This window comes from Lysinibacillus sp. IITD104, assembly GCF_036698265.2.
Lineage (GTDB): Bacteria > Bacillota > Bacilli > Bacillales_A > Planococcaceae > Lysinibacillus > Lysinibacillus boronitolerans.
In genome coordinates, this window is record NZ_JBAHYH020000001.1 from 3,191,103 (window position 1) to 3,216,874 (window position 25,772).

Sequence of the window (25,772 nt, forward strand, 5' to 3'; positions counted from 1 at the left end):
CAAATGTACCTAAAAAATTGGATGAATAAATGGGTATGGGCCCTAGTAATCTGTGTTGTACTATTGTTTATCGGTGTCCTTTCACTATTTTTTGCAACAGAGACTTCTCAAGAAGAATCACAAGATAACTATGTTATTAATCAAATTCGTATATCAGTAAATCCATTATTATTGTACATAGAAGATCATTTTCCAAATTTAGCATTAGATTCAGCTATACGTAGCACGCTACAGCAAATGAGTAATGACAGGAATATTGATATTACAGTAGTTCAACTAGATGGAACAGTAAGTTACTCTTCAATTAAAAATGATGTTTCAACTACTATTCATCTTAAACATGCTATACATTATGATTTATTTACCTCACAACAAGAGCCTGGAAAGATTAAGATAGCCTTTCCGATTATGAATGGAGAAAGCAATGAACAGATAGGAAATGCTATTTTTTCCCTGAACAAAAACATTCTCTTTCCTTTAAAACAGACTAATTCCAGCTCGATTATTTTATTAGTCTTTATTGGCTTCTTGAGCCTTTTGATCATTTGCCTTGCCCTATTCTTAGTAAGGAAAGTTCATAAAGATATTTTAAAGCCTTTACATGAGCTGAGGAGCAACACAGAGGAAATTGTAAAAGGAAATTACGAACAAATTACCATCCATTCGAAAATGGATGAGATTGGTGAATTGTATGCAGTATTTGATCAAATGCGATTAGAGATTAAACAGTTAGCCATCCAGCACAATGAACAAGAGCAAACTCAAAAGAAGCTCATATCTAATATATCTCATGAAGTAAGAACTCCCTTAACCACAATCAAAGCATATTTAGACGCTATTTCTGAGGGAGTTTGTCGAGATGAAGATTCACTTATGGCCTATATTCAAATCATGCAGTCTAATACGGATAAGATGTCGAGGCTAGTTGATGATTTATTTATTCATACCTTAAAGGAGCTTGGTCATATCCCAATCCATTTAAAAGAACAATATAGCCAAGACGTTCTTACAAACATTCTGAAACCAATTCAATATTATGTCCAAACAACAAATATTCATTTTATAAGACCTACTAGGATTCCTAATGTCCTTATTCTAGTAGATGCTGATCGACTAGAGCAGGTGATCTCCAACCTTATTACCAATGCGTTAAAGCACTCTTCTAATGAAGATACCATCACCATTACTACTTATATCGAAAATCAATCACTCTATATCCAAGTAATAGATACTGGAAATGGGATGCTTCCCGAAGATATGCCTTTTATTTTTGAACGTTACTTTAGAGGGCGGCAACCTGGAAGTGAATCAGTCATTAAAAATGAAGGAGCAGGACTTGGCCTATCCATTTGTCAGCATATTATGGAAGCGCACCATGGGTCCATTTCATTTCATAGTAAGCCCAATGAAGGCACTACCTTTACACTTATACTCCCAATCTCGTAAAAAGACTCCCATTTTAGGAAGTCTTTTTTTCCTTCAACGTTCTTTTCTTATATGCTAAAAAGAACGAAAGTGTAAGTATACTACCAAAACATGAATCGATAATACGGACAACCCATATTCCATAACTTCTTAAAGGAATGCCGTTAATAAGCTGCCATAGACATACATATCCAAGCGTTAAAACAGCTAGTAAACTCCAAAAAATGATCTTCTTTCGTGGCGATAGAGCTGGTGTTTTTTTATCTTTGCTTAAAGATGCTCTGTAGTATATATAGCCAAAGATTAACATAATACCAAACATTGTACTCCCGTGTTGTAGAAATTTATAAATCGGTATTTGATAGCCAAAGATAGTATATGTTTGAGTAAGAACTCGAAGTTTTGTCACCATCAGCCCGTTTTGATGTGTAAATGAATCCCATATGACATGTGTTAACATGCCCAGCAATGCAGAGTAGCTAAAAACGAATATTTTCCACATGTTATTTCCTGCAATTTGATGGCTATCTGTATCTTGTAAAAACTCTGGTAAATGGCTCATGATTGGCTGTTGAATAAACCTTTGATAAATCAAGTAGATGAATAGAACGAGCGGGAGATTGAATAAAAAGAACCCTGCAAATGTATGGCCAATCTCCCCTATTGGCCTTCCTCTTAAAAAGTATTCAAAATCTGGAGCCATACTTCCTAAAACCAATGCAGAAAAATGAATATATTTACTTTTTCGAGAAAAAGGTAAGACTGCCGCTGGATGAGCAAATGTTAAGGGCATATCTCTAACCTCCTTATTTATTACATCTATTAAATCGCATATTATAACGTTTACTATTGAGAAAGGTTACTCTGTCTGTAAGAATTTATTAATAATTTCATAAGAACTTACTAATAATTACATATTACACTAAAAAAAAATGAGTCTAGGAGGCCTTATCATGGAAAAAGAGATACTGATTCGAGCCCAAAATTTATGTAAAACCTATTCAACTGGCAGCGAACAATTCCATGCTATTAAGAATATGAATGTCGACATTTATAAAGGGGATTTCACCGTTATTATGGGGAATTCGGGTTCTGGTAAATCAACGCTTCTTTATCTTTTAAGTGGGCTTGATGCCCTTACAGCAGGTGAAGTTTATTTTCAAGGAGAAAAACTTGATACCTTTTCTGAACGAAAGTTAGCTACCTTTCGTTCAGAGAAGGTTGGCTATATCTATCAAAGTAGTAATCTCATTCCAGATATGACGCTACTAGAGAATATTGCTCTTCCTGGATACATCGCGAAAAAAAATAAAAAGGAAGTCATACAAAAAGCGGAGCAACTACTAAGTTTAATGGGACTTGAAAAGCAACGAAATCGATTACCCTCTCAAACATCAGGTGGTCAGCAACAAAGAGCTGCCATTGCTAGAGCGTTGGTCAACAATCCTGAAGTGTTATTTGCAGATGAACCTACTGGTAGTTTAAATTTTGATCAAGGTGTAGCAGTATTAGATACCTTAACGAATTTAAATAGAAATGGGCAATCCATTGTCATGATTACACATGATATGAAGGCAGCTTGTCGTGCGAATCGCCTAATCATCATTCAGGATGGAAAAATAGATGGGATCTTAAACTTTGAAAAATATGATCATACCAACATACAAGAACGGGAACACATTATCTTTTCTTATGTTGCCGGGAAGGAGTAAAAAATGTACGCGATTATAACCCTTTGCTCTTCCTATATAAGAAAACGGAAAATACAAAATGGACTGATGATTGTCCTTATTTTTCTATCAACACTTTTACTGGCGACTTCTGTCACTATACTGACCAATACAAACAATATTTTTGAAAAAGCCCATCATGATTCAAATGGTGCCCATCAAATTTTAACAATGGGTAACAATATTCATAACCCGATCGCTGTAAACAATTGGTGGCAGGAGCAACCAGGCGTGACAACCTCCAGTCTCATACCCTATAGAAATTTATCTAGATTTACCTTCAATGGGAAAGAAATATCCAATATCTATTTATTTATGATGAATACGCCAGATACACCGTTTATGATTGATCAATTACTATTTTCTGAGGGTGAAAAGCAACTCTCTCCTCCTGAGGGTACGATTTGGATTCCCACATCATTGGCATCAAGCGCTACCATTTCGCTCGGTGATGTAATTGAATTTCATACAGGTGAGAGCACGTTTAACTTAACGGTATCAGGCATTGTGGTTGATATGCCATACGGAGGCCCTTTTACAACAAATGCTCGAATTTGGATGAACAATACTGACTATCAACAGCATTTAGCAACCATGACAGGTTCAGATCAGTACATGATGGCATTACGCTTTAATGACTATCAGCAAAACACCAATTATTGGGGTGATTTTGAAAAATATCTGCAGGGACCTTATCTAGAATCTAAAATGGAATATGAAGAAATAGCTTCTTTTTATTTGATCATTAATAAAATCATTGGCTTTATTATGATCGCCTTTGGTATAGCTATGCTTCTGGTTTCCTTGTTTGTTATTGGTTTTAGCATTTCCGATGCCATTTTAACAAATTACAGAACAATAGGCGTTATAAAATCTTTGGGTCTTTCTTCTAGAGAGATAAGTATCACTTATGTATTACAATTCGGATTGTTATCCGCTGTCGCGATTATACCTGGCATCATCATTAGTAAGTTCCTTTCTAGAATAATTATAGAAAGTTCCTTATCCTATATGAAGGCAGGAAATCATTTAACCATACATCAAGATACTCTACTCAATATGGTGATTGCTCTCATCTTATTTGGCATTGTGCTACTCACTGCCTATTTCTACTCACACAAGGCGCGAAATGTAGAGCCTGTTCAAGCCATCAAATATGGGATGTCAGAAAGTCCAAATAGTAAAATGAATCGGCGCAGAAACAGCTCGAATAGATTATTTCGATTAAGTAGTCTACCGATTCAACTTCAAATTGGTCTTAAAAGTATCATAAAAAACATAAAAAGTTCCATTCTTGTTATGGCACTTACTTCTATTACGTCTGCCATACTAGTCTTTAGTGTAGTCATATTAAATAGTTTTACTTCCATCAAAGAAACATCTCCTTCATGGGGATATGATGCCTCACATGTAGTAGTAACGGTATCTAATAAAGAAACCTTTACAAAACAACAATTTGAAGATTTTTTAATGGCTGATGAACGGGTTAAAGATCATGCATGGCTTGATCAATTCACAGGAGTCCTCCCTAATGACAGCCATCCCCCTTTAAATATTAATGTCAATGTGATTGAGGGTAGTTTTGATGCCGCTGGCTATGTGACATTGTCTGGCCGTAATCCAAACAGTAAGAACGAAATTGCGATTGGGCTCAATGTTGCGCGCGCTTTAAATAAAAATATAGGCGATATTGTAGAAGTTTATCTTGAGGGGAAACCGCATTTTCTTATTGTGACCGGAATCTATCAATCGATAGCAAATATGTCGAATTCAGCAAGGATTACAGCAGATGTTATTAAAGTGAATAACACAACCTACACTACTTCAGAAGTAAGTATGATTAATCTATTAGATGAAACAGTCGCTACGCCATTCGTTGAGGATTTAAATACGCATTTTAAAAGTTCTGTATCAGCTGTCACACAGCAGCTATTATTTGATGCCGTCTTTAAAGAAGTCGTGGCAGTTTTAGTCATTCCGCTTTCAATCGTTGGTATTTTATTTATCATCGTAACCTGCATCATTATTTTTAGTGTATCACGAATTAATGTTAGAAAAGAAAGTAGCACGTATGGGATTTATAAATCCATTGGCATGACCTCTACAAATATTAGATGGTCGATTACAATAGGTATTTTCATTCTATCCATAATGGGTGCATTAGCAGGAATCTTTATCGGGATAAAATTAATTCCTCTAGCTCTTCAGTCGATTATTTTAGATTATGGCTTACTCGAACTACCGCTTGTTATAAACTGGCCAACAAGTATCGGTATAAGCTTTGTAAGTGTGATAGCTGCCATTTTTGGCGGCTGGATTTCGACCAATGTCATTGCTAAAACGTCACCTCGCATATTAATTGTTGAATAATTAAATTTGGCCCCTACTAGTTTAGGGGCCTCTTCTTTAATGTTAGTATTAACTATTCAAAAAAATTCTCTTCAGATAGCACGACAATATTGTTTCTTCGAAGCAATGCCGTAGTTACTCCTTCGCCAGCTAATTTTGTTCCATTAAACGCACCGTTATAAATCTTTGCACTGCCACAGGATGGGCTATATTCCTTTAAAATGACATGAGTTGCCCCTACCTCAAGCGCTTTTTGTAAAGTTGCATAGGCTCCCTTCAGATATAAATCTGTGACATCTCGTCCAGAACTTTCAACCACTGTTGCGTTGCCATCAAGTACATCTTGTCCATTGCCACCTACAATTTCAGCAGGTTCACGAGGCGTTGAAAAGCCTCCCATCAGCTCTGGGCAAACCGTGACAGCTTTTTTTTCTAACACAAGCTTTTGTATTTTTTCATCTAGACTGTTTGTGCCATTATAACGAACATTTAAACCTGCTAAGCAAGCACTTATTAAAATCATCGTTTTCTCACTCCCTCTACTATCTTTATTTCACTATAACACGCGTGCTACACTATTTTTATGAAGATTAAGGGAGGAGATAAAATGCCTGATCCTATTTTGATTTTACCTTATACAGATGAGTGGGCTAAGGAATTTCATAGCATAGGCTGTCAATTACGGGAGGCCTTAGGAAACATAGCGCTGAGAATTGATCATATTGGCTCAACCGCTGTAACAGGATTAGCAGCAAAGCCTGTAATTGATATACAAATATCCGTCACATCGTTTACACCATTAGCAGCATTTAAAGCTCCATTAGAATCTCTAGGTTTTAGTTATCGAGCAGAAAATCCAGACAAGTCTAAACGCTATTTTCGAGAGGCTCCAGGAGATAGACGAGTACATATTCATGTTCGACAGGCTGGTAGTTGGGCAGAGCAGCTAGCCTTATTATTTCGAGATTTTTTGCGCTGTCATCCAGATTACTGTCGTCGCTATGAGCAGGTAAAATATGAATTGGCTAAGAAATATCAACATAATCGTCAACTTTATACAAAATCTAAAGAATCAATCATATGGGAAATTTTAAAACAAGCAAATCATTGGAGTCAGCAGACTGGCTGGTCTCCTGCCAATTCAGATAACTAAAGAAAAAGGAGGAACAAACTTGGCTGAATTTACAATTTGTTTTCTGAAGAAGGGTGATTATATCCTTTTATTGAATAGAGATAAGCCTCAGTGGATGGGCGCATGGAATGGTGTTGGTGGCAAAATTGAACAGGATGAAACACCATTAGCTGGTGCCTTGCGAGAAATTAAAGAAGAAACAGGCATTACGGTTGAGGATATTACCTATAAGGGTAAGATTACCTGGACAGATGGCGTTGTGAACTATGGCTGTATGTATGCGTTTATAGCGGAACTACCTGAATCTTTTACATTTGAAACACCGATAAAGGTTGCTGAGGGCATTCTTGATTGGAAGGAGCTTACTTGGATTTTCCACCCTGAAAATGTAGGTATTGCGGACTTAAAATATTATTTACCTACGATGCTCAATGAAACAGCAAACTATGATTATATTTTTACATATCAAGATAAGAAATTAGTCAATATCTCTTCCGCACCAATTGAACAAACATCGACTGTCTAATAAAAATAAGCCTCGTCCATGCAATAGGTGCATAACGAGGCTTGTTTTTAAAATCTTGGTTGTGCAAAGCGCATTCTGCACATTGACCAATTTAAGCTTGTATTTTGGATGTCATCATGTATTTCCCATAAGCTATCCACGATTCGCAATTCAACATTGCGCTCCAATAATGCTTTAGCTATATCATTAATCTCTGAGACATGGATGGGCATTTGTGTTATTTCACTCGTATAATAGCCCGCAATATCATCCTGTAAAGTGAATCCATTACTATCAAACTCATATAGGTAAAGACTTGTAGTTTTCAATACTTCCAACCACTTGTTTTCTATGACTACTACATGTGAAGCTTGAGGTAGATATTGCTGTCTGTCCTGCTCTGTTGTTTGATCTCCTGCATGGAAGCAAACACGCGGACAATCTCTAGGCGTTAAATAGTTTGGCAGGCATCTTTCGCTGATTGCCCATACTAGCCCTTTTTTGGCATCTAAATCTGGTCGCTCAGGCAGTCGAGGATGAAAAATCATAATAGTAGGGTCTTCACTGACATGAAATAAACGCATGTTACTTCTCCTTTATTTCTTTAATTTAAAAACAATAAAATCTGCACAATGCAAATCTTCCACAAATTGAGGATACTTCTTTAGCATGTCTTGTGATGGCTTGGGCTCTACAATAGTCTCAATAGTAAATCCAGCTTGCCTAATTGCTTGCACATAGCTTGTTAATGTTCGATGGTATAGAACGATCGGTGGGTCAGCATCTAGCTGGTGATACTCCCCTTCATAAAAATAACGTTGGACTTTCCAATACTGTTGATCTAGCTGCTCATGTCTCAACCATCCACTATTAGGTGTCACAAAGCATGGGTGTAAAATCGAAAAAATAAAAGTGCGATTAGGTTTTAATAATCGATACATCTCACATAGAGCAGTCTGATAATCCTCTAAATCTTGGAGAACCATATTTGAAACAATACCATCAAATTGTTCATCTGCTAAAAATGATAAATTTTCACAATTGCCGTGTAAAAATTGAATAGCTTCCTGCTGTTGTGTTCTTTCCATAGCAATGTCTAGCATTTTTTGTGAAAAATCAACGGCTGTTACTCTTGCACCCTTCTTTACTAGTAATCTGCTTAAATAGCCTTCTCCACATCCTGCATCTAATAGATGCTTTCCATCTACCTCTCCTAGCAAAGGAAAGATAGTGGGATTTAACAGTACAACACGATGAATGTCACCCTGCTCATCGTAGTTTGCTGTATACCTTTCCGCATATCGATTCCAGCGTTGAATGGCTTGTTCTGTGTTCATATAAAGTCCCCATTTCAAAGTAAAATCGTAACGTTACGTCCTTTGTGCACTTGTCTATTTTTCCATATAAAGAAAAAAATATATAGACTTTTATTTTATTTTTTAATATCATGTAGATAGAGGCACGGCTTCTTTAAGTAAATGATAAAGCCAGAAATCCAAATAGGATTTCTGGCTTTTATGCGTTATATAGAAATTGTCTGTTCAGCAACAGCTTCTTTTTTTACAGTGAGCCATCTACCAATTACCATAACAAGTAATGCAAAAAACACAACGACACCAGCAAATACAAGTGCTGCTTTATAGCTGCTATAAACTTCAACCAGTTTTCCTGCGACGATCGGTCCGATAATTTGTCCAAAAGCATAAAAGGTTGTTAATAAAGATACAACGAATCCACTCTGTGTCGGGAAAAGCTGTCGTGCATAGGAAGTAGTTAGCGTAACAATTCCTACAAAGGTTAGACCGAATAAAAACGATGCTAGTAAAACGCTCCATACCGTTTGTGCAAAAACAGGTAATAGGATACCAACCACTTGCAGTATGTACGCCACAAACAAAATTTTTATAGCTGAAAACTTCTCTAATAAGACCGTCCAAACAGGAGCTGATGGAATAGCCGCTAGCCCCACAATGACCCAGCTATAGGAGGAGTAAGCTTGAAGAGAAGGAATATTATGAATAATATCGACTAAAAAAGTACCTGTAATAATATAGCCTAACCCCTCTAAGCCATAGGATAAAATCAGCCATGGCATAAAACCCTTTGTCATTTTTGTATCAAGAGATTTCGTAACTTTTGTGCTGTCCGGCACTGCTAAACCTCTCCACAGATAATAGGTAATAAGTAAAAATACTGCTGATAAAATCCCTAAGCCTAACCATGTACCCTGCCAAGCAAATCTTGCTTCTATAGCAGGTACACATAAACCTGAAATAGCAATCCCTAAGCCTATTCCACTAAATACATAGCCAGACCATCGTGATAATGAATGCTTCGCCAAGTAATCCATAATAATACTCGATGTTAATACAAAAATAAGGCCCCCTGTAATGCCAGCAATTAAACGCAGAACTAGCCAGACACTATACACCTCTATTAAGCCCATTAATAGAACAGATAGGACATTGGTAACAACACTTGCCATTAAAACATTTTTACGTTGACAATAAATGAACCCTGCCCATAATGCGCCAATGAAATAACCAATATAATTGCTTGAAGCTAAAAAACCAGCCACTTCCAATGAAAATCCTACATCATGACGCATAAAGGGTAGAATCGGTGTGAAGGCAAATCGACTAATCCCCATTGCAACAACTAATAATAAAATTCCTCCAAAGACAATTCCTATATGTTGTCGATTCATGATGAACCCCCCTCTCATATTATTCTACTGTAATTAAAAGGATACAGAGCGCAAATTAATAAATCTAATATATAATGTATATAAAAGCATAAAAAAAATTTATGAAAGGTGTAACGACATGAATTTACATGCTCTACGTTTATTTACAAAGGTGGCTGAACTCAATAGTGTTTCCAAAGCGGCACAGACGCTTATGATTAGTCAGCCTGCTGTAACCATTCAAATTCGAAATTTAGAGAAAGAACTAGGTTTGACATTGCTAGAATCCAAAGGTAGGGGCATTTCGCTAACACAAAATGGTACTTTTTTATACAAACAGGCACAGCGCTTATTTGATCTAGAAACTGATATTGAAAATAAAGTTGAACAGCTTAAAAATACGGGCAATGAAGAATTGCAAATTGCCTCCACACATGTTCCCTCTCATTTTTTACTACCTAAATGGTTAGCTCAATTTAAACAAGTTTATCCAGCAACACATATTCATTTAAAGACCGCCAATTCCCAGCAAGTAATTGAGGATTTACTCCATTATAAAGCTGATTTAGCTTTTATCGTCAAAGAAGATGGACATCATGCTGATATTAATTATCAATTTCTAATGAATTTGGATTATTGGTTTATTGTGCCGTACAATCATCATCTGGCAGGTCATACAGTATCCCTTGCAGAACTTATGCAGCAGCCCTTCGTCACAAGGGAGGATGGTAGTTCCACAAAAGAATACTTAAATGCCCTATGTAAAGTGCATAAAATTCCTCCACCGAAAGTAGGTTTACAACTAGACGGGATTAATGAATCCATACATGCCATTGCAGCAGGTTTTGGTACAATGTTAGCACCATCCATCGCAGCTTCTAGCTTTATTCTACAGCAGCAAGTTGCCCGCGTTTTTATTAAGGACATTGATATTCAACGCCCGATCTACCTTTGTACAAGAAAAAATGAATTGCATCACTCCACATCCTTTAATAATTTTCTTCACATCATCAATGAATCGATCATGTAGAAAGAAGGCACTCTCAAATAAGTGCCTTCTTTTGTTATCTATCAACGCTTGTCAAAGCTGTAAAAATGTAGTTAAAAAGGTACATATATTTCTTTAGTCACCATACTAATATTCGTTTTTTTATAGACTTAATAGTTTTTATAGCCTATAATAATCCGTGTTATTATCAATAAACGAACATTAAGGTGGTTTTTATGTCTGAATATACGCATATTTTCAAAGGAACAGCTTTTACTAGTAAATCTGCTACTGACGTTCACATTTTAAAGGATTATTTATTTTTCATTAATGCTGACGGCATGATTGTTAAAACTGTCGCTCCTGAACAAGCTGATTACCAGCAACTATTAATTACATATCAAGATCAAAATAACTTCCATGCATTAGCTGAAGGGCAATATTTCCTACCAGGATTTGTCGATTTGCATGTACATGCACCTCAATGGGCACAATCTGGGACAGCTTTAGACATTCCTCTTTACGATTGGTTAAATACATATACTTTCCCTATCGAATCAAAATTCTCCGATTTAGCATTTGCTCAAGAAGTTTATGGGGATTTAGTAAGCACACTTCTTGCCAATGGTACAACTACATCATTATATTTTGCGACGGTTCATAAGGACGCCAGTGTACTTTTAGCGAAAATCTGTGCTGAAAAGGGACAGCGAGGACTAGTCGGAAAAGTAGTCATGGATGACCCTGAGCAGAATCCTGATTTTTATCGAGATGAAAATACAAAAACCGCATTAGAAGATACGGAAGAATTTATTTTAGCTGTAAAAGATTTAGCCAAAACGACTAAACAGGGTGTTTATCCTGTTGTCACGCCTCGCTTTATTCCAAGCTGTACGGACGGTGCCTTAAAGGGCTTAGGTGAACTGGCTGCGAAATACGATACACATATTCAATCACATTGTAGTGAAAGTGACTGGGAGCACGGCTACGTCAAAGAACGATTCAACAAAAATGATGCCGTTGCCTTACATGACTTTGGTTTGTTAGGTGATAAATCTGTCATGGCTCATTGTAATTTCTTAAGTGATGAGGATGCCCGATTATTTGCTGAAACTGGCACTGCCATTGGCCATTGTCCAATCTCTAATGCCTATTTTGCAAACAGCGTGATTCCAATCGCCCGCTTCCATGCAATGGGCGTTGATATTGGATTGGGCTCAGATGTTTCAGGTGGATTTTCTCCTAGTCTTTTTGATAATGCAAGACAAGCTGTTATGTCATCGAGAATGTTAGAGGATGGTGTAGATACAGCTATTGTAGCTGAAAAGCGTGGTGTGCCAAATTCACGCATTACCATTAATGAGGCCTTCTATCTCGCGACAGCTGGTGGTGGAGAAAGCTTAAGTCTTCCAATTGGCCGTTTACAGGAAAACTATACATGGGATGTACAAATTATCGATACAAAAATCTCTACTGCTAAGCTTCCGATTTTTGATCAAAATGAAGATTTACACGATATATTCCAAAAAATCATGTATCTTGTACGCCCAGAAAATATCCGCGAGGTTTGGGTGCAAGGAAATAAAGTTCATACGAGAGACTAATCATTCTCTTATTCTCTACTAAAAATCTATCATTTTGAGGTGTACAACTTCGTGGAAACACAACATAGAAAACTAACTAATCAAACAAAACAAACACAATTAACCGTTCTACCAGATGAAAAAATTTCGTTCGGTCAGTCTGCTCTACTTGGTTTACAGCATGTTATGGCTATGGATGTATACGTGGTGCCCTTTTTAATTGCCATGCTAATCGGCTTACAAACTGGTCAGGCAAGCGCATTAATTCAATCAACCTTTATTGCAGCTGGGATTGCGACGATTGTGCAAACACATTTTTGTATGAAATTACCGATGGCACAAGGTCCATCCTATGTTCCACTTGGTGCCATTATTGGGATCTATGCAGCAAGTGGTAGTGGTGATCTAGGTTGGAGTACTGTGCTAGGTGCTAGTTTAATTGGAGCCATTTTGGTTATTATTTTAGGCTATACAGGCATCTTCAATAAAATTGTCCAAACATTTATTCCACCAATTGTTGGTGGAACAATTATCTTTGTGGTAGGGCTGTCCTTAATGCCTGTTGGTTTAAGTGATAATATTTTTAATGGAGCAGGTGCATCTATTAATCAAAACATCTATTTAGCGCTGATCACAGCATTCGTGTTAATTATTTGTGTCATGTTAGGCACAGTCTTCCATCAAAAAGGACGTCTATTCCGAATAGCTTCTGTCATCATTGCCTTAATTGCTGGTAGTATTGCAGCAAATATTATGGGTGTTTTAGATTTATCTCCTGTATCGCAAGCAAAATGGTTTAGTATGCCACAAATTCCATTTGCAGATTTTAGTTTTAGCTTTAATATTTCTGCTATTATTACAATGGTCATTATATATATTGTCTTAATGGCAGAAACAACAGGAACTTGGTTTGCTATTAGCAATGTCATCGACCAACCTTTAACAAATAGACAAATTAATCGTGGGGTTATTGGTGAAGGAATAGGCTGCTTTATTGCTTCTTTACTTGGTTCCACTCCTGTTACTGGTTACTCCACAAATGCAGGTGTTATTTCTATTACTGGAATTGCGAGCCGTCGAGTATTTATAGCAGCAGGTATTTGGTTTATCGTCTTCGGCTTCTCTGGTAAATTAGCAGCACTTATTTCAGCGATTCCTTCAGCCGTTATTGGCGGTGTATTTGTGATCGTCTGCGGCATCATTGCCATTAGTGGCTTGCAGGTCATGAAAAATGAACACATTGGTGAAAAGGAAATGTATGTTATTGCAATTCCTGTTATTTTAACGTTAGCTTTGACATTATTGCCTGATGATTTCCTCTATTCATTACCTACAACCGTTCAATATTTATTTGGTTCGCCTATTGCGACCGCCGCGCTCGTAGCGATTTTCCTTCATAAAATTCTACCAAGCTCAAAATAGTAGCTATCTACATCAAACAGCACCTCTAGTCCATTCGGGTTAGAGGTGCTGTGTCTATTTATTTTCTAAAATTTCTGTTTCCTTCTCTATAAATCTGTTATACTAGAGCAAAAAAGTAGGGATTAAAATGGACTATGATGTCATTATAGTTGGTGCTGGCTCCATGGGGATGGCGGCTGGTTATTATTTAGCAAAGGAAGGCAAAAATGTACTTATGCTAGACGCCTTTACTCCCCCACATGAAGAAGGTAGTCATCATGGGGATACAAGAATCATTCGCTTTGCTTATGGTGAAGGAGCTAGCTATGTGCCTTTTGTAAAAAGAGCTGGCGAGCTTTGGCAAGAGCTAGAGTCTTTAGCAAATGAAAGCCTATTTTTACAAACTGGTGTAGTTAATATTGGGGAGCCAACATGTGCTTTTATTCAAAATGTGAAGGCGAGTGCTGTGCTCTATGATTTAGCGCTTGAACACTATTCAGCTGATGAAGCGATGAACAAATGGCCAGGGCTATCCTTGCCAAAAAATTTAGTTGCTTGCTTTGAACCAACAGCTGGTGTCCTTCGTGTTGAAGCATGTATCCAAGCCTATAAAAAATTAGCCTTAGAGGCGGGTGCAAGCCTTCGAACAAATGAAAAAGTATTGGCTATCCAGGCTGGTGAAATTGTACAGGTACAAACAGTACATAATAGCTATAAAGCAAAGCAATTAATAGTAACTGCAGGTGCATGGGCGACAGAGTTACTGCAAACAGTAGACGTGAGCATACCCGTCACACCAACGCGGAAAACCTTTGCATGGTTTGAGGCAGATGAGCAGCTGTATCGGGATGAAATTTTTCCAGCCTATTGCTTTGAATTTGCTGATTCAACCTACTACGGTTTTCCAAGTATTGATGGATCGGGGTTAAAACTTGGTCGACACGATGGTGGTGATGTGGTTAATCCAAACGACCCTCTACGTCCGTTTGATGCATCTGATGCTGTTGACTTACAAAACTTCATTGAGCAGTTTATGCCTCAGCATGGAGCACTTAAATATGGAAAAACATGTAAGTATTCGATGACACCAGATGAAGATTTCATTATCGACTTTTTACCTGAACATCAGAATATTGTGATTGCTGCAGGTTTTTCGGGTCATGGCTTTAAATTTAGTAGTGCCGTTGGGGAAGCTCTTGCAGATTTAATTGTAGAAGGAAAAAGTAAACAAGATTTATCTACCTTTAAGCTTAGTCGATTTTAGCAAAAAAGGATTGGTGCAACGACTAACCGTTGCACCAATCCTTTATTTTATTAACATCATTTGAAACTCTTGCCAATCATCTAAACGTGGAAGATTTACATGCTGGTTATAAGATTGATTCTTTAATATTACCTTAGTTGTCACATCATGAAGCGTTTCAAGTACTGCAGGTTTATCATCTACATAAATATCTAAAGCAAGCTCTTTTATAATGGCTACTTTTTCTGCATCTTGCATGCCACAGAAAAAATGACCGTCTGTTATTGGAAAGCCCTGTGCTTCCATCCAAGCTTTTGTTTGCGCGCAATATTGTTTTGGACGAGATGTAATATAGTAAATGTCATGTCCCTGCTCCGCTAAAGTTTGGAGGGTTTTTAAAGCACCTTCAAAAGAAGGACAATCCGTAAAATAGATCTCTTCTAATACGCTATTCCACATGGCTGAACCTTCCTCATCTGTTAATCCAAATGGTTCATGAATTTCTACTCGTTGTATTGCTTGAAAGGTTTCAAAGGAAACATTTTTGCCAAGCTTTTTATTATAAAGTGAAAAGGCATGTGCGCGTAAATCAATTAATGTGTCATCTATATCAAAGCCAAACTTCATCTAGTTGTTCGTCCTTTCACGAAGCCTTGTTTATAAAATTAGAAGCAAATGTTTGCTCTTTTTCAATTTGTTTTGCTAATACTTCCTCAATGGCTTGCTCACGCATTTGTTGAAAATATTGTACGTTAAATTGTCCTAGCGTGTCTTTATTTAGCAATGCTGCAAGACAATCTGCATCTTTTAGTGCACTATTTAGCCCAAAAGCGCCTGTTGGTGTCATTGTGTGAACGGCGTCTCCTAGCAAGACAAGGCCCTTTGTCCCCCAACTATTACAATGGCTACTAAAGACATCAAGCAAAACAAAATCCTGCCAGGATGTTATCTGTGCCTGTACTGTTTTCGTTAATTGTGGAAATGCCTCCACAAGCTGCTGGATAAAGGGTGTAAATGCTAGTTTTCGAAGCTGAGGGAAACTACCTTGCTCAATATTCCAGCCTATTTGAATATAACCACCAACTTGTGTAAACAATGACAGCTGCTTATCATCGATGAGTGCCATTTTTATAGATGGTTCCCAATCAGCGGGTGCGGGAATCTTAGCCCACAGTAAATCAAAGCCATGCTTCTGTTTCTGAACATCAATTTCTGCTTGCTTACGAATAGTAGAATAACGACCATCCGCACCGATAATTAACTGACTATCGATTTTTATAGGGTCTCCATTTTTTATCGCCATAACGCCACTATAATGACCTGTAGCATCCGCAATTAGCTTGATAACCTTTGTATGTAGCAGGCATGTAAAGTTAGGGAACGGTTGTGCTTTTTGTAAAATTGCTTTTAATAAATTTGCCTGTGGTACATGAATGCCTAAATGTCCTATTGCTTCATCTGGAAGAATCGTTTTAAATGCTCTGCCACCAGCATAATACTCAAGCTTCTCCATTCGTAATATACCGAGTGCCTCGACTGCTTCGAAAAGATGATGGCTTTTTAAAACAGCCTCCCCCTCCTCATTTAAATGCTCGCCACGAAATGCCTGACCAAGTGCTATGTTTTGCTCTAGTAGAATCACCGACAGCCCTTTTTTAGCAAGGAGGTAGGATAACAATACACCAGCAGGCCCTGCCCCTACTATACAGACATCTGCTTGATAGTTCACTTTTCTTCACCCTGCTTTGGATAAGCAATAATACGCAAATCCTCACCTATTTTATCAAATGAAGCAAATTCAACATTCCATGCCTCATGCATGAGAGAGGGGTTATAGCCAGCAAACGGTGTTAATGATAGATTTCCACCTAAAACTTTAGGCGCTATATATACCACATATTTATCGATTGCACCTTGCTGTAAAAAGGAAGCATTTATTTTACTTCCACCTTCTAGCAAAATATCTGTTATGCCATGTGTATAAAGTTTTTCCAGCATCTCATCAATCTGTAGTCCATATTCATTTTTTTGTACAGGTAAAACTGTAACGCCTTTTTCTGTAAATAAAGCAATCTTTTCTTGGCTTACATCATCACTACAAACAAGAATCGTTGGTGCATCCTCTATATTTAATACATTTGCATGGTCGGGTGTACGTAGAGAACTATCCATAATAATACGTGTTGGGCTTTTTCCGTATCCTTCTTTTAATCTCGTTGTTAAAGAAGGATTGTCAGCAATGACTGTACCCACGCCAACTAGAATTCCATCCACTTCATGACGAAGATGGTGAACATCCTCACGTGCACCCTCACCAGTTACCCATTTTGAATGCCCTGTATGCGTGGCAATTTTCCCATCTAAAGTCATAGCAAATTTTGAAATAACAAAAGGGCGTTGCGAAAGCATATTGTGAATAAAACGTTCATTTAAGCGGCGCGCTTGTTGCTCTAAAACACCAACTTCTACCACTATTCCCGCATCTTTCAGCAATTGAATACCACGACCTGCTACAGTTGGGTTCGGATCTTGCATAGCAACTACCACTCGACTGACACCAGATTCCTTCACTAAATTTGCACAAGGCGGTGTCTTACCATAATGTGAACAAGGCTCTAACGTTACATATAACGTAGCACCCTTTGCATGCTCTCCAGCCATTCGAAAAGCATGCACCTCAGCATGTGGTTCTCCTGCTTTTCTGTGTAAACCTGTGCCTACAATCATGTCATTCTTCACGATTACAGCCCCAACAAGTGGATTAGGGTTCGTATTTCCTTTGGCACTAGCAGCTAAATCTAATGCTAGTTGCATATACTTTTCATCTACATTCATCATCCTTGCAACCTCCACCTATTGCTTTTCACGTATATGTCCAGATTTTTCAACTTTCGTTTCTAAATAAAAACGATTCGTCTCTGTCAAACCGCCCCATAAAGGAACATGCCCTTCCGCAGCCATGCCACGAGCCTGTAATGCAGCCAGTTTCTTCGGATTATTTGTAATGAGTGTTACAGGTTTTGTACGCAGTGTAGCTAATACAGCAAGTGCTTCTTCATAAGATCGTGTGTCATCTGGGAAGCCAAGTGCATGGTTTGCTTCAACTGTATCTAGCCCCTCCTCTTGCAATAAGTAAGCAAGAGATTTTGAGAATAGTCCAATACCACGGCCTTCATGATCGGCTAAATAAAATATAGCACCACAGCCATGCTCAACAATCATTTTCATAGACTCATGCAACTGGTATCCACAATCACAACGCTGACTGCCAAATATGTCGCCCGTGTGACAAATACTATGCATTCGGATTAAAGCATCTTCTGAATGGGTAAAATCACCATATACAAGCACTGAAGATTGTTGCAAAAATGCTAAATTGGCAGTGGCTAATCCATCAATGATTTCTTCTTTTGTTAAATCTGCATCAATTTTAAGCCAGTTATACCATTGAAAAGTTGCAGAAAAATCACCTTGTTTTACAGGTAATTTCACTGGTCCAACTAGGCAAATATTCTCTGTATTTGTATGCTTCACTATCGTCATTTTATCTTTCACTATGTCCATCACTTTAGTCGTAATTGTCATATTAATCTCCAACCTTCTATAGAAACAGTTAGTGAAATTCACCAACTGAGCACATGTATTTTCACATCACTTACATAATGTAACTTAGTTTATAATAATAACTAAAAAGTGTCAAACAACAGCTATTACTCTAATAATTATAATTATAAGTGATGGGAATTTTATTATTACTTTTTCATCATATACTACTAGCTTATGGAGATGCTATTTTTTCTGTGCAGGCTAGTCTATAATAAGCTGTGGTACTGTAATGACGAAAGGAAGTTTAACATGAACTTAGAAAAAACTGTTCAACTAAAGCAACCAAAATATCAACAAATAGCCATTGATCTCGCCTCCAAGATTGTTGAAAGAAAATACCGCATTGGCGATAAAATATATGCAAGATCCTCTCTTGCCAGTCAATATAATGTTTCCGCTGAGACGGCAAGAAGAGCTATTGCCGTTTTGCAAGACTTAGAAATCGTGGAAGCTTCTAAAGGTAGCGGCGTAATTATAAAATCGTATGAAAAAGCGGCTCAATTCGTCAGACAGTTTCATGATGTACAATCGATTCATGAAATACAAAATGAACTTTTGACAAGTATTCAAAAGCAACATCATGAATTAATTAATTTACAAGATAAGGCAAAGCAACTAATTAGCCGCACGGAGCATTACCGATCAGTCAATCCGTTCATTCCCTATCAATTAGAAATGACAGCGGATAGTCCATGCATTCATCAAACTGTACAAGCTTTAAATTTTTGGCAAAATACTTCTAGCACCATCGTTGGTATTAGACGCGGTAATGAATTATTACTATCCCCTGGTCCTTATGTCTCATTTGAAGAAGGTGACATAATTTATTTTGTTGGAAATGATGAAAGTTTCGCTAGAGTTCAAAGCTTTTTATACCCAAATTAAAATCCGTTTAAGCGCTGATATAACAGCGTTTAAGCGGGTTTTTTCTTATTTGTCGATTTGACAAAAGTAACAACCCTTTGCTACAGTAAGGTTGTTACTTGTTTATTTTTGGGTATCATTATCCTCACATAGTAATAATCTACGAAAGGAGTGCTTCTATGGAAAAAATTAAAATAGAACACGTATCGAAAGTGTTTGGCAAACATATTCCCCAAGCACTAGAACTCGTTAAGCAACAAAAAAGTAAGACTGATATCTTAAAAGAAACAGGTGCAACTGTTGGTGTATACGATGCAAGCTTTACTGTCAACGAAGGAGAAATCTTCGTTATCATGGGATTGTCAGGAAGTGGCAAATCCACGCTTATACGGCTTTTAAACCGCCTAATTGAACCAACGAGCGGAAATATATATATCGATGGAGAAAATATTTCTACCATGGGAAAAGAAAGTCTACGGTCTGTAAGAAGAAACAAAATGAGCATGGTTTTCCAAAACTTCGGTTTATTCCCCCATCGAACATTACTTCAAAACACCGAATATGGCCTTGAGATTCGAGGTATTTCAAAAGAAGAACGGCAAGCAAAAGCTGAACAGGCTTTAGAAAATGCTGGATTACTCGCTTATAAAGACCAGTATCCGAGTCAATTATCAGGTGGTATGCAACAGCGTGTTGGTTTAGCACGAGCCCTCGCTAATGATCCTGAAATATTGCTAATGGATGAAGCATTTTCTGCACTCGATCCATTGATTCGCAAGGAAATGCAAGATGAGCTACTCGATCTACAACAGACATTGAAAAAAACGATCTTATTTATCACACATGATTTAAATGAAGCATTACGCATTGGGGATCGCATTGCCATTATGAAGGATGGCTCTATCATTCAGATTGGTACGGGAGAAGAAATATTAACCAACCCAGCAAATGATTATGTCAAAACATTCGTGGAAGATGTGGATCGTTCTAAAGTATTGACAGCTGAAAATGTCATGGTACGACCAGTTTCTGTCAATACAGACCTAGATGGCCCTAAAGTGGCACTAAAACGTATGCGTCAGGAAGCTGTTAGTTTATTAATGGCTGTTGATAAAAATAGACATTTAAAAGGCTATATCACTGCAGACGATGCACTAGCTGCAGCAAAGAAACAAGAGCAAACCGTCCATTCTATTGTGCAATCAGAAGTATTAACAGTTCCACCAGATATGCTACTACAGGATATTTTAGGGATGATTTATAATTCTCCTACTCCTATTGCCGTTGTGAAAGATGGTCGCTTGCTTGGTGTACTAATTAGGGGCGTTGTCATCCAAGCACTGTCAACGAGCGATGAGGAGGCCGAAGCACATGAATAACTTTTTAGATAATATTCCAACATTACCACTAGCTCCGTGGGTAGAATCAGCTATGGACTGGTTGACGAGTAATTTTTCAGCGTTCTTTAACTCTATTCAGCAATTTGGAAAACTACTCATGAATCAGGTCACTGATTTATTAATTAGTATCCCAGCCATTATTCTTATACTTCTTGTCGTGATATTTGCCTTCTTCGTTTCAGGCAAAAAGTTAGGGCTTGCTGCATTCTCTTTAATTGGCTTGTTGTTTATCTATAACCAAGGATTATGGACTCATCTTATGGAAACAACCACGCTTGTGATCTTTTCCAGTATTATATCCATCATCATCGGTATTCCACTTGGTATTCTAATGTCAAAATCAACGGTAGCTGAAAACATTATTAAACCAATACTAGATTTCATGCAAACAATGCCTGGCTTTGTGTATTTAATTCCAGCTGTTGCCTTTTTTGGTATTGGTATTGTACCTGGTGTCTTTGCATCCGTTATCTTTGCTTTACCCCCAACTGTACGTATGACAAACCTCGGTATTCGTCAAGTACCAAAAGAATTAGTGGAAGCTGCTGACTCCTATGGTAGTACAGCTAGCCAAAAATTATTTAAAGTAGAAATTCCCCTTGCTAAATCAACCATTATGGCAGGGATTAACCAAACCGTTATGCTGTCACTTTCTATGGTAGTTATTGCCTCTATGATCGGTGCTCCAGGTCTAGGACGTGAAGTATTAACAGCCCTACAACGTACCCAAGTTGGGAATGGCTTCGTTGCAGGTTTAGGTTTAGTTATTTTCGCGATCATTATTGACCGCTTAACACAAAGCTTTAATAAAAAGAAAGCACTATAATTGTCATCTTTCTTGCTACCTTCCATCCTCCGATGGATGCCGGCAGTTTGATACAAAATGATGAAGAGAAAGGGAGATTCGATGAAACTGAAAACACTTTCAAAGTTAGGAATGGCTCTAGGTCTAGGCTTCATGCTTGCTGCATGTAGTGGAGGAGACTCGGGCTCAAGTTCTGGAAAAAACAGTGATTCTAAGGAGGTAAACCTAGCCTATGTTGAGTGGGATACAGAAATTGCCTCAACGAATGTTGTTGGGCAGGTACTCGAAGATTTAGGATATGATGTAACATTAACTCCTTTGGATAATGCGATCATGTGGGAGGCTGTCTCAAAAGGAGAAGCTGATGGAATGGTTGCTGCGTGGCTACCACATACACATGCTTCACAATATGAAAAGTATAAAGCTGATTTAGATGAGCTAGGTGAAAACCTTGCTGGTGCAAAAATCGGTTTAGTTGTACCAAGCTATATGAATGTCAATTCTATTGAAGATTTATCTAATGAAGCAGATCATACAATCACTGGTATTGAGCCAGGTGCAGGCATTACTGCTGCTACAGAAAAAGCAATAGAAGAATATGATAATTTAGCAGATTGGAACTTCATTACTTCGTCTTCTGGCGCCATGACAACTGCATTATCAAAAGCGCTGAAAGATAAGGAAGAGATTATTGTCACAGGCTGGTCACCCCACTGGAAATTTGCGAAATATGATCTTAAATACTTAGAAGATCCAAAGGGTGTATATGGTGGAGAAGAAACGATTAATACATTCGTACGTAAAGGCCTAAAAGAAGATTTACCAGATGTATATTCAGTACTCGATAACTTCCACTGGACAGCAGAAGATTTAGAAAGTGTTATGTTACAAGTAATGGATGGTAAAGATCCAAAAGACGCTGCGAAAGAATGGGTTGATGCTAATCCAGATAAAGTGGCCGAATGGACAAAAGACGTAAAAAAATAATATAAAAACAGGCACTCCTGCATAAGGAGTGCCTGTTTAATTATGATAGCAATTTCAACATGATTGCTGCTCCTAATACAAGGACAATACAAACGATGCGTCGCCAGTCCTTAGATTCATTAAAAAACAGCATACCTAACAGTGCTCCCCCAGCTGCACCAATCCCTGTCCAGATCGCATAGGCAGTACCCATTGGTAATGTTTCCATCGCATAGGCAAGGCCTGCAAAACTTAAGGTGAATGCACCAATCAACAGACCTAAATTTTTCATACTCTTCGTCTTATTATATTTACTAATCATATATACGCCCATCATCTCACATAACCCTGCAACAACTAATGCCATCCATGCCATTATTCACTCACCTCTTGTTCCTTAGGCTCTCCCGTTACAAGCTTTAAGCCTACAACTCCTGCAAGTAACACAACAATACATATAATCTTTGCTAATTTCCACGGCTCTCCAAATAGCAAGCTATCCGCACATACAGTACCAGCTGTCCCTAATCCGACAAATATTGCATAGACGGTCCCAACTGGTAGATGCTCACCTGCTTTAATGAGCAAATAAAAACTAATAAAAATGGCAATTGCTGTACCAATCCATTCCAGTACACTTGTTGCATGCTTTAACCCAATGACCCAGCCAACTTCAAAGCAAGCCGCTATAATAACGCTGATCCATTGTTTATTCATGATAAATCCCTCCATTTTATAAGACACGGCCGAATAAATAGCTAATTCAACTACTTTTTCAGCATTCGCCGAATGACTCGATTTTAGCCAAACAAAAAAAGCCTGAAGAAACTGTCTTTAAACAGTATCTCCCAGGCTTTTATCCTTCCGTGTCACAAAATCAATTTGTGGTTTTCTCTCGGACCAGACTAGCAAGCGCTACGGAACCCTAGAAAACTTTTATTCGATTATTACTCTAAGTATAGCAAACTATTTAATGATTTTCCACTGGTACATAGCCAACCTTTTCTACTATTGCCTGCCCTTCCTCAGAAAGTATCCAATCAATCAGTTTCTGTACATTTTGATTTTCTGTTCCTGCTGTGATGGCATAAAATTCAGACACTAAAGGATATGTCCCATTTTGAATATTCTCTTTTGTTGGTGCTACTCCGTCAATGGATAGTAATTTGATCTTTTTGTTACCTACCATCTCTGTAGAATAATATCTAAATGTAAAACCCAAGGCATTTTTATAATTTCGATATTGCGACACTTCACGAATGATTCCCCCCATTCCTGTTGCAACATCTTCAGTGGGTGCCTCCATGATTGGCGTATTGCCCATCAGCTTTTCTAGTGTCGTTTGGCTTCCACTATCTGCTGGGCGTTGGAAAGCACGAATGGCCTCATCCTCCCCACCCACCTCACGCCAATTAGTTATTTCTCCAGCATATATTTTTTTGACCTGCTCAAGTGTTAAATTATCGATTTTATTTTTACGGTGCACAAAAAAGACAAATGCCTCTCGACCAATTGGCGTCATATCAAATGTAAGTCCTTCTTTTTCTGCTTGCCATTCTTGTGAGGTGGACGGGGCTGCCGCAAAGATTAAATCAACATCTCCAGCAATTAAATTTTGATAGGCCTCTGGTGTACGACTTACTTGAACTCTACTATTATATGGAGGATATTCCTCTTTGGGATAAGTAGCCTCCACAAAAGCCGCATATAAAGGGTACATGGCTGTTGCACCATCTAATCGTGGTAATGACTCTGTCAATTGTAAGGAAGCTTTATTCTTCACTACTTTATTGCCAGGGACAAATGGCTGATAGACTGTTACATCAATTTCCGCATTAACAGTGGGAATACTCATTTTATAATAATGTTGAATCGGTTTGATGGCTGCAATCAACAGGGCAATTCCCATGACACCAACTAGCAAGCCCCTTCGTTTTTTTGTGTTGGTCCATTTAAACATGCTACAAACAATCCAGACAAATAAACAAACAGGTATAGTAAAGACCAAATAAATTAAATGCAGTCCACCACTCAATGTGATAATGAATGCCACCATTAATGTCACAAAGGATAAACCAATTAGTATAGATACTATTTGTATAAACTTAAGCATACAAAGACCTCCCTAGTGTAATTTTACACTCTTACACCAATGGTACCCGAAAGATACAGCATTCACAACTATATATTCTGAAAATTATGGTAAAATTAAATTTGTCTTGATTTAATGAATGCTTTTTGTGTGAATGTGGTATATCAAATATAGAAAACGCTCTCTATAGAAATGGGAGCTTTTCGATGTATCTCAAAAAATCTCGACAACCTATGCTAAGGCATAATTGATATTAGTAGGAGGATGTACATATGGCAATTGAAAAAGTACGCCGCCATTTAGCACAATGGCATGTAGAACACAAAATACAAGAATTAGAAGAAAGCTCCGCAACAGTTGAATTAGCAGCACAGGCGCTTGGCTGTGAGCCAGAGCGCATAGCCAAATCTTTATCTTTTCTTGTGAATGATGGTGCGATCTTAATTGTGGCTGCAGGTGATGCTAAAATCGATAATGCAAAATATAAAGCCATATTTGGCACGAAGGCAAAGATGTTATCCAAAGATGATGTGGAGACGATGATTGGCCACGATGTCGGGGGTGTATGTCCTTTTGGTGTCAACGAGGGCGTAGCCATTTATTTAGATGAATCACTGAAACGTTTTACTACAGTATTTCCAGCGTGCGGTAGTAGTAATTCAGCCATTGAGGTAACCATTTCAGAACTTGAAACATATGCTCCCTATAAAGAATGGATTGATGTCTGTAAAGGCTGGAATGAATAAGGACCAAACGATTGGCGATACTTTAAAAAGTCTCGCCAATTCATGTTGTTGAAAAAAGATAATATCGCTAGGAGAAATAATACCTTTTGGCAAGGTAAGGGTTGATTTCCGTTCCGCCAGCGTCCTTTCCAGGGGGCGTCCAATGAGCCGCTTCTCTCACTTACGTTCGCTCCAGGGTCTCATCAGTGACGCTAAATCCCCTAGGAGTGACGCTGGCTCCTCTCCAATCAACCATTCTGCAAAGTGTCTTT

Annotated in this window: 26 protein-coding genes and 1 riboswitch; of the genes, 14 read left to right on the forward strand and 12 right to left on the reverse strand. The window is 37.9% G+C overall.

What is annotated here, in order from left to right; all coding sequences use genetic code 11:
• Positions 1–3 precede the first annotated feature (3 nt).
• Positions 4–1,446 carry a HAMP domain-containing sensor histidine kinase gene (locus V1L66_RS16325; protein ID WP_333005498.1) on the forward strand — a complete coding sequence of 481 codons (1,443 nt, stop codon included), beginning with the start codon at positions 4–6 and terminating at the stop codon, positions 1,444–1,446.
• 13 nt (positions 1,447–1,459) lie between these two features.
• On the opposite strand, the gene V1L66_RS16330 is transcribed toward V1L66_RS16325, so the two are convergent.
• The gene (locus V1L66_RS16330; protein ID WP_333005499.1) at positions 1,460–2,218 is read right to left on the reverse strand and encodes a DUF4184 family protein; all 759 of its coding nucleotides are present in this window, start codon (positions 2,216–2,218) and stop codon (positions 1,460–1,462) included.
• Positions 2,219–2,378: 160 nt separating this feature from the next.
• Between V1L66_RS16330 and V1L66_RS16335 the strand changes: the two genes are divergently transcribed.
• Together V1L66_RS16335 and V1L66_RS16340 are read left to right on the forward strand one after the other, a co-directional pair.
• The gene (locus V1L66_RS16335) at positions 2,379–3,137 is read left to right on the forward strand and encodes an ABC transporter ATP-binding protein (RefSeq protein WP_333005500.1); all 759 of its coding nucleotides are present in this window, start codon (positions 2,379–2,381) and stop codon (positions 3,135–3,137) included.
• 3 nt (positions 3,138–3,140) lie between these two features.
• Positions 3,141–5,525 (forward strand): FtsX-like permease family protein, encoded by a 2,385-nt coding sequence (locus tag V1L66_RS16340; RefSeq protein WP_333005501.1) that lies wholly within the window; start codon positions 3,141–3,143, stop codon positions 5,523–5,525.
• A gap of 52 nt (positions 5,526–5,577) precedes the next feature.
• Here V1L66_RS16340 and V1L66_RS16345 read toward each other — a convergent pair whose 3' ends face one another.
• Positions 5,578–6,027, reverse strand: a complete 450-nt coding sequence (locus tag V1L66_RS16345; RefSeq protein WP_258860315.1) for a DUF523 domain-containing protein — start codon at positions 6,025–6,027, stop codon at positions 5,578–5,580.
• Positions 6,028–6,111: 84 nt separating this feature from the next.
• Between V1L66_RS16345 and V1L66_RS16350 the strand changes: the two genes are divergently transcribed.
• Complete coding sequence (locus V1L66_RS16350; RefSeq protein ID WP_036080072.1) at positions 6,112–6,657, forward strand: GrpB family protein; 546 nt, start codon at positions 6,112–6,114, stop codon at positions 6,655–6,657.
• A gap of 19 nt (positions 6,658–6,676) precedes the next feature.
• Positions 6,677–7,162, forward strand: a complete 486-nt coding sequence (locus V1L66_RS16355; RefSeq protein WP_016993221.1) for an 8-oxo-dGTP diphosphatase — start codon at positions 6,677–6,679, stop codon at positions 7,160–7,162.
• Positions 7,163–7,209: 47 nt separating this feature from the next.
• Here V1L66_RS16355 and V1L66_RS16360 read toward each other — a convergent pair whose 3' ends face one another.
• The 3 genes from V1L66_RS16360 to V1L66_RS16370 all read right to left on the reverse strand — a co-directional run bounded on the left by V1L66_RS16360 (position 7,210) and on the right by V1L66_RS16370 (position 9,848).
• The gene (locus V1L66_RS16360) at positions 7,210–7,725 is read right to left on the reverse strand and encodes a DUF6886 family protein (RefSeq protein ID WP_333005503.1); all 516 of its coding nucleotides are present in this window, start codon (positions 7,723–7,725) and stop codon (positions 7,210–7,212) included.
• A gap of 12 nt (positions 7,726–7,737) precedes the next feature.
• Positions 7,738–8,478: a methyltransferase domain-containing protein gene (locus V1L66_RS16365; RefSeq protein ID WP_333005504.1), complete on the reverse strand. Its 741-nt coding sequence runs from the start codon at positions 8,476–8,478 to the stop codon at positions 7,738–7,740.
• 185 nt (positions 8,479–8,663) lie between these two features.
• Positions 8,664–9,848 carry a YbfB/YjiJ family MFS transporter gene (locus V1L66_RS16370; protein ID WP_333005505.1) on the reverse strand — a complete coding sequence of 395 codons (1,185 nt, stop codon included), beginning with the start codon at positions 9,846–9,848 and terminating at the stop codon, positions 8,664–8,666.
• A 118-nt stretch (positions 9,849–9,966) separates the two neighbouring features.
• Between V1L66_RS16370 and V1L66_RS16375 the strand changes: the two genes are divergently transcribed.
• The 4 genes from V1L66_RS16375 (at position 9,967) to solA (ending at position 15,063) form a co-directional block, all read left to right on the forward strand.
• Entirely contained in the window at positions 9,967–10,857 is an 891-nt protein-coding gene (locus V1L66_RS16375; RefSeq protein WP_333005506.1) for a LysR family transcriptional regulator, read from the forward strand.
• A gap of 194 nt (positions 10,858–11,051) precedes the next feature.
• Complete coding sequence (gene guaD, locus V1L66_RS16380; RefSeq protein ID WP_333005508.1) at positions 11,052–12,419, forward strand: guanine deaminase; 1,368 nt, start codon at positions 11,052–11,054, stop codon at positions 12,417–12,419.
• A gap of 51 nt (positions 12,420–12,470) precedes the next feature.
• On the forward strand, positions 12,471–13,820 hold the full coding sequence (locus tag V1L66_RS16385) for a solute carrier family 23 protein (protein WP_333005510.1): 1,350 nt from the start codon (positions 12,471–12,473) through the stop codon (positions 13,818–13,820).
• Positions 13,821–13,947: 127 nt separating this feature from the next.
• Positions 13,948–15,063: an N-methyl-L-tryptophan oxidase gene (gene solA / locus V1L66_RS16390; RefSeq protein WP_036080087.1), complete on the forward strand. Its 1,116-nt coding sequence runs from the start codon at positions 13,948–13,950 to the stop codon at positions 15,061–15,063.
• Positions 15,064–15,105: 42 nt separating this feature from the next.
• On the opposite strand, the gene V1L66_RS16395 is transcribed toward solA, so the two are convergent.
• The 4 genes from V1L66_RS16395 to V1L66_RS16410 are packed head-to-tail and all read right to left on the reverse strand — an operon-like array spanning position 15,106 to position 18,627.
• Entirely contained in the window at positions 15,106–15,669 is a 564-nt protein-coding gene (locus V1L66_RS16395; RefSeq protein WP_016991846.1) for a 5' nucleotidase, NT5C type, read from the reverse strand.
• A gap of 16 nt (positions 15,670–15,685) precedes the next feature.
• A complete protein-coding gene (locus tag V1L66_RS16400; protein WP_333005512.1) occupies positions 15,686–16,771 on the reverse strand; it encodes an FAD-dependent monooxygenase in 1,086 nt (361 codons plus the stop codon).
• Positions 16,768–17,880, reverse strand: a complete 1,113-nt coding sequence (gene ribD / locus V1L66_RS16405) for a bifunctional diaminohydroxyphosphoribosylaminopyrimidine deaminase/5-amino-6-(5-phosphoribosylamino)uracil reductase RibD (protein WP_333005515.1) — start codon at positions 17,878–17,880, stop codon at positions 16,768–16,770. Before ribD ends, V1L66_RS16400 begins: the two co-directional genes overlap by 4 nt.
• Positions 17,881–17,895: 15 nt before the next feature.
• Complete coding sequence (locus V1L66_RS16410; RefSeq protein ID WP_016991843.1) at positions 17,896–18,627, reverse strand: GTP cyclohydrolase II; 732 nt, start codon at positions 18,625–18,627, stop codon at positions 17,896–17,898.
• A 270-nt stretch (positions 18,628–18,897) separates the two neighbouring features.
• On the opposite strand from V1L66_RS16410, the gene V1L66_RS16415 reads away from it, so the two are divergent.
• The 4 genes from V1L66_RS16415 to V1L66_RS16430 all read left to right on the forward strand — a co-directional run bounded on the left by V1L66_RS16415 (position 18,898) and on the right by V1L66_RS16430 (position 22,704).
• Positions 18,898–19,533: a TrkA C-terminal domain-containing protein gene (locus V1L66_RS16415; RefSeq protein ID WP_036080093.1), complete on the forward strand. Its 636-nt coding sequence runs from the start codon at positions 18,898–18,900 to the stop codon at positions 19,531–19,533.
• A 158-nt stretch (positions 19,534–19,691) separates the two neighbouring features.
• A complete protein-coding gene (locus V1L66_RS16420; RefSeq protein ID WP_016991841.1) occupies positions 19,692–20,891 on the forward strand; it encodes a glycine betaine/L-proline ABC transporter ATP-binding protein in 1,200 nt (399 codons plus the stop codon).
• The gene (locus V1L66_RS16425) at positions 20,884–21,738 is read left to right on the forward strand and encodes a proline/glycine betaine ABC transporter permease (protein ID WP_016991840.1); all 855 of its coding nucleotides are present in this window, start codon (positions 20,884–20,886) and stop codon (positions 21,736–21,738) included. The genes V1L66_RS16420 and V1L66_RS16425 overlap by 8 nt, the downstream gene beginning before the upstream one ends.
• An 81-nt stretch (positions 21,739–21,819) precedes the next feature.
• Entirely contained in the window at positions 21,820–22,704 is an 885-nt protein-coding gene (locus V1L66_RS16430) for a glycine betaine ABC transporter substrate-binding protein (protein ID WP_016991839.1), read from the forward strand.
• A gap of 40 nt (positions 22,705–22,744) precedes the next feature.
• On the opposite strand, the gene V1L66_RS16435 is transcribed toward V1L66_RS16430, so the two are convergent.
• The 3 genes from V1L66_RS16435 to V1L66_RS16445 form a co-directional block, all read right to left on the reverse strand.
• Positions 22,745–23,059: a multidrug efflux SMR transporter gene (locus V1L66_RS16435; protein WP_312128586.1), complete on the reverse strand. Its 315-nt coding sequence runs from the start codon at positions 23,057–23,059 to the stop codon at positions 22,745–22,747.
• Positions 23,059–23,400 carry a multidrug efflux SMR transporter gene (locus tag V1L66_RS16440; protein ID WP_004232293.1) on the reverse strand — a complete coding sequence of 114 codons (342 nt, stop codon included), beginning with the start codon at positions 23,398–23,400 and terminating at the stop codon, positions 23,059–23,061. Before V1L66_RS16440 ends, V1L66_RS16435 begins: the two co-directional genes overlap by 1 nt.
• A gap of 126 nt (positions 23,401–23,526) precedes the next feature.
• Positions 23,527–23,623, reverse strand: a riboswitch (guanidine-I (ykkC/yxkD leader).
• A gap of 30 nt (positions 23,624–23,653) precedes the next feature.
• Positions 23,654–24,796, reverse strand: a complete 1,143-nt coding sequence (locus tag V1L66_RS16445; RefSeq protein ID WP_333005518.1) for a substrate-binding domain-containing protein — start codon at positions 24,794–24,796, stop codon at positions 23,654–23,656.
• Between the two features lie 251 nt (positions 24,797–25,047).
• Between V1L66_RS16445 and V1L66_RS16450 the strand changes: the two genes are divergently transcribed.
• On the forward strand, positions 25,048–25,521 hold the full coding sequence (locus V1L66_RS16450) for a YbaK/EbsC family protein (RefSeq protein ID WP_016991837.1): 474 nt from the start codon (positions 25,048–25,050) through the stop codon (positions 25,519–25,521).
• The last annotated feature ends 251 nt before the right edge of the window (positions 25,522–25,772 follow it).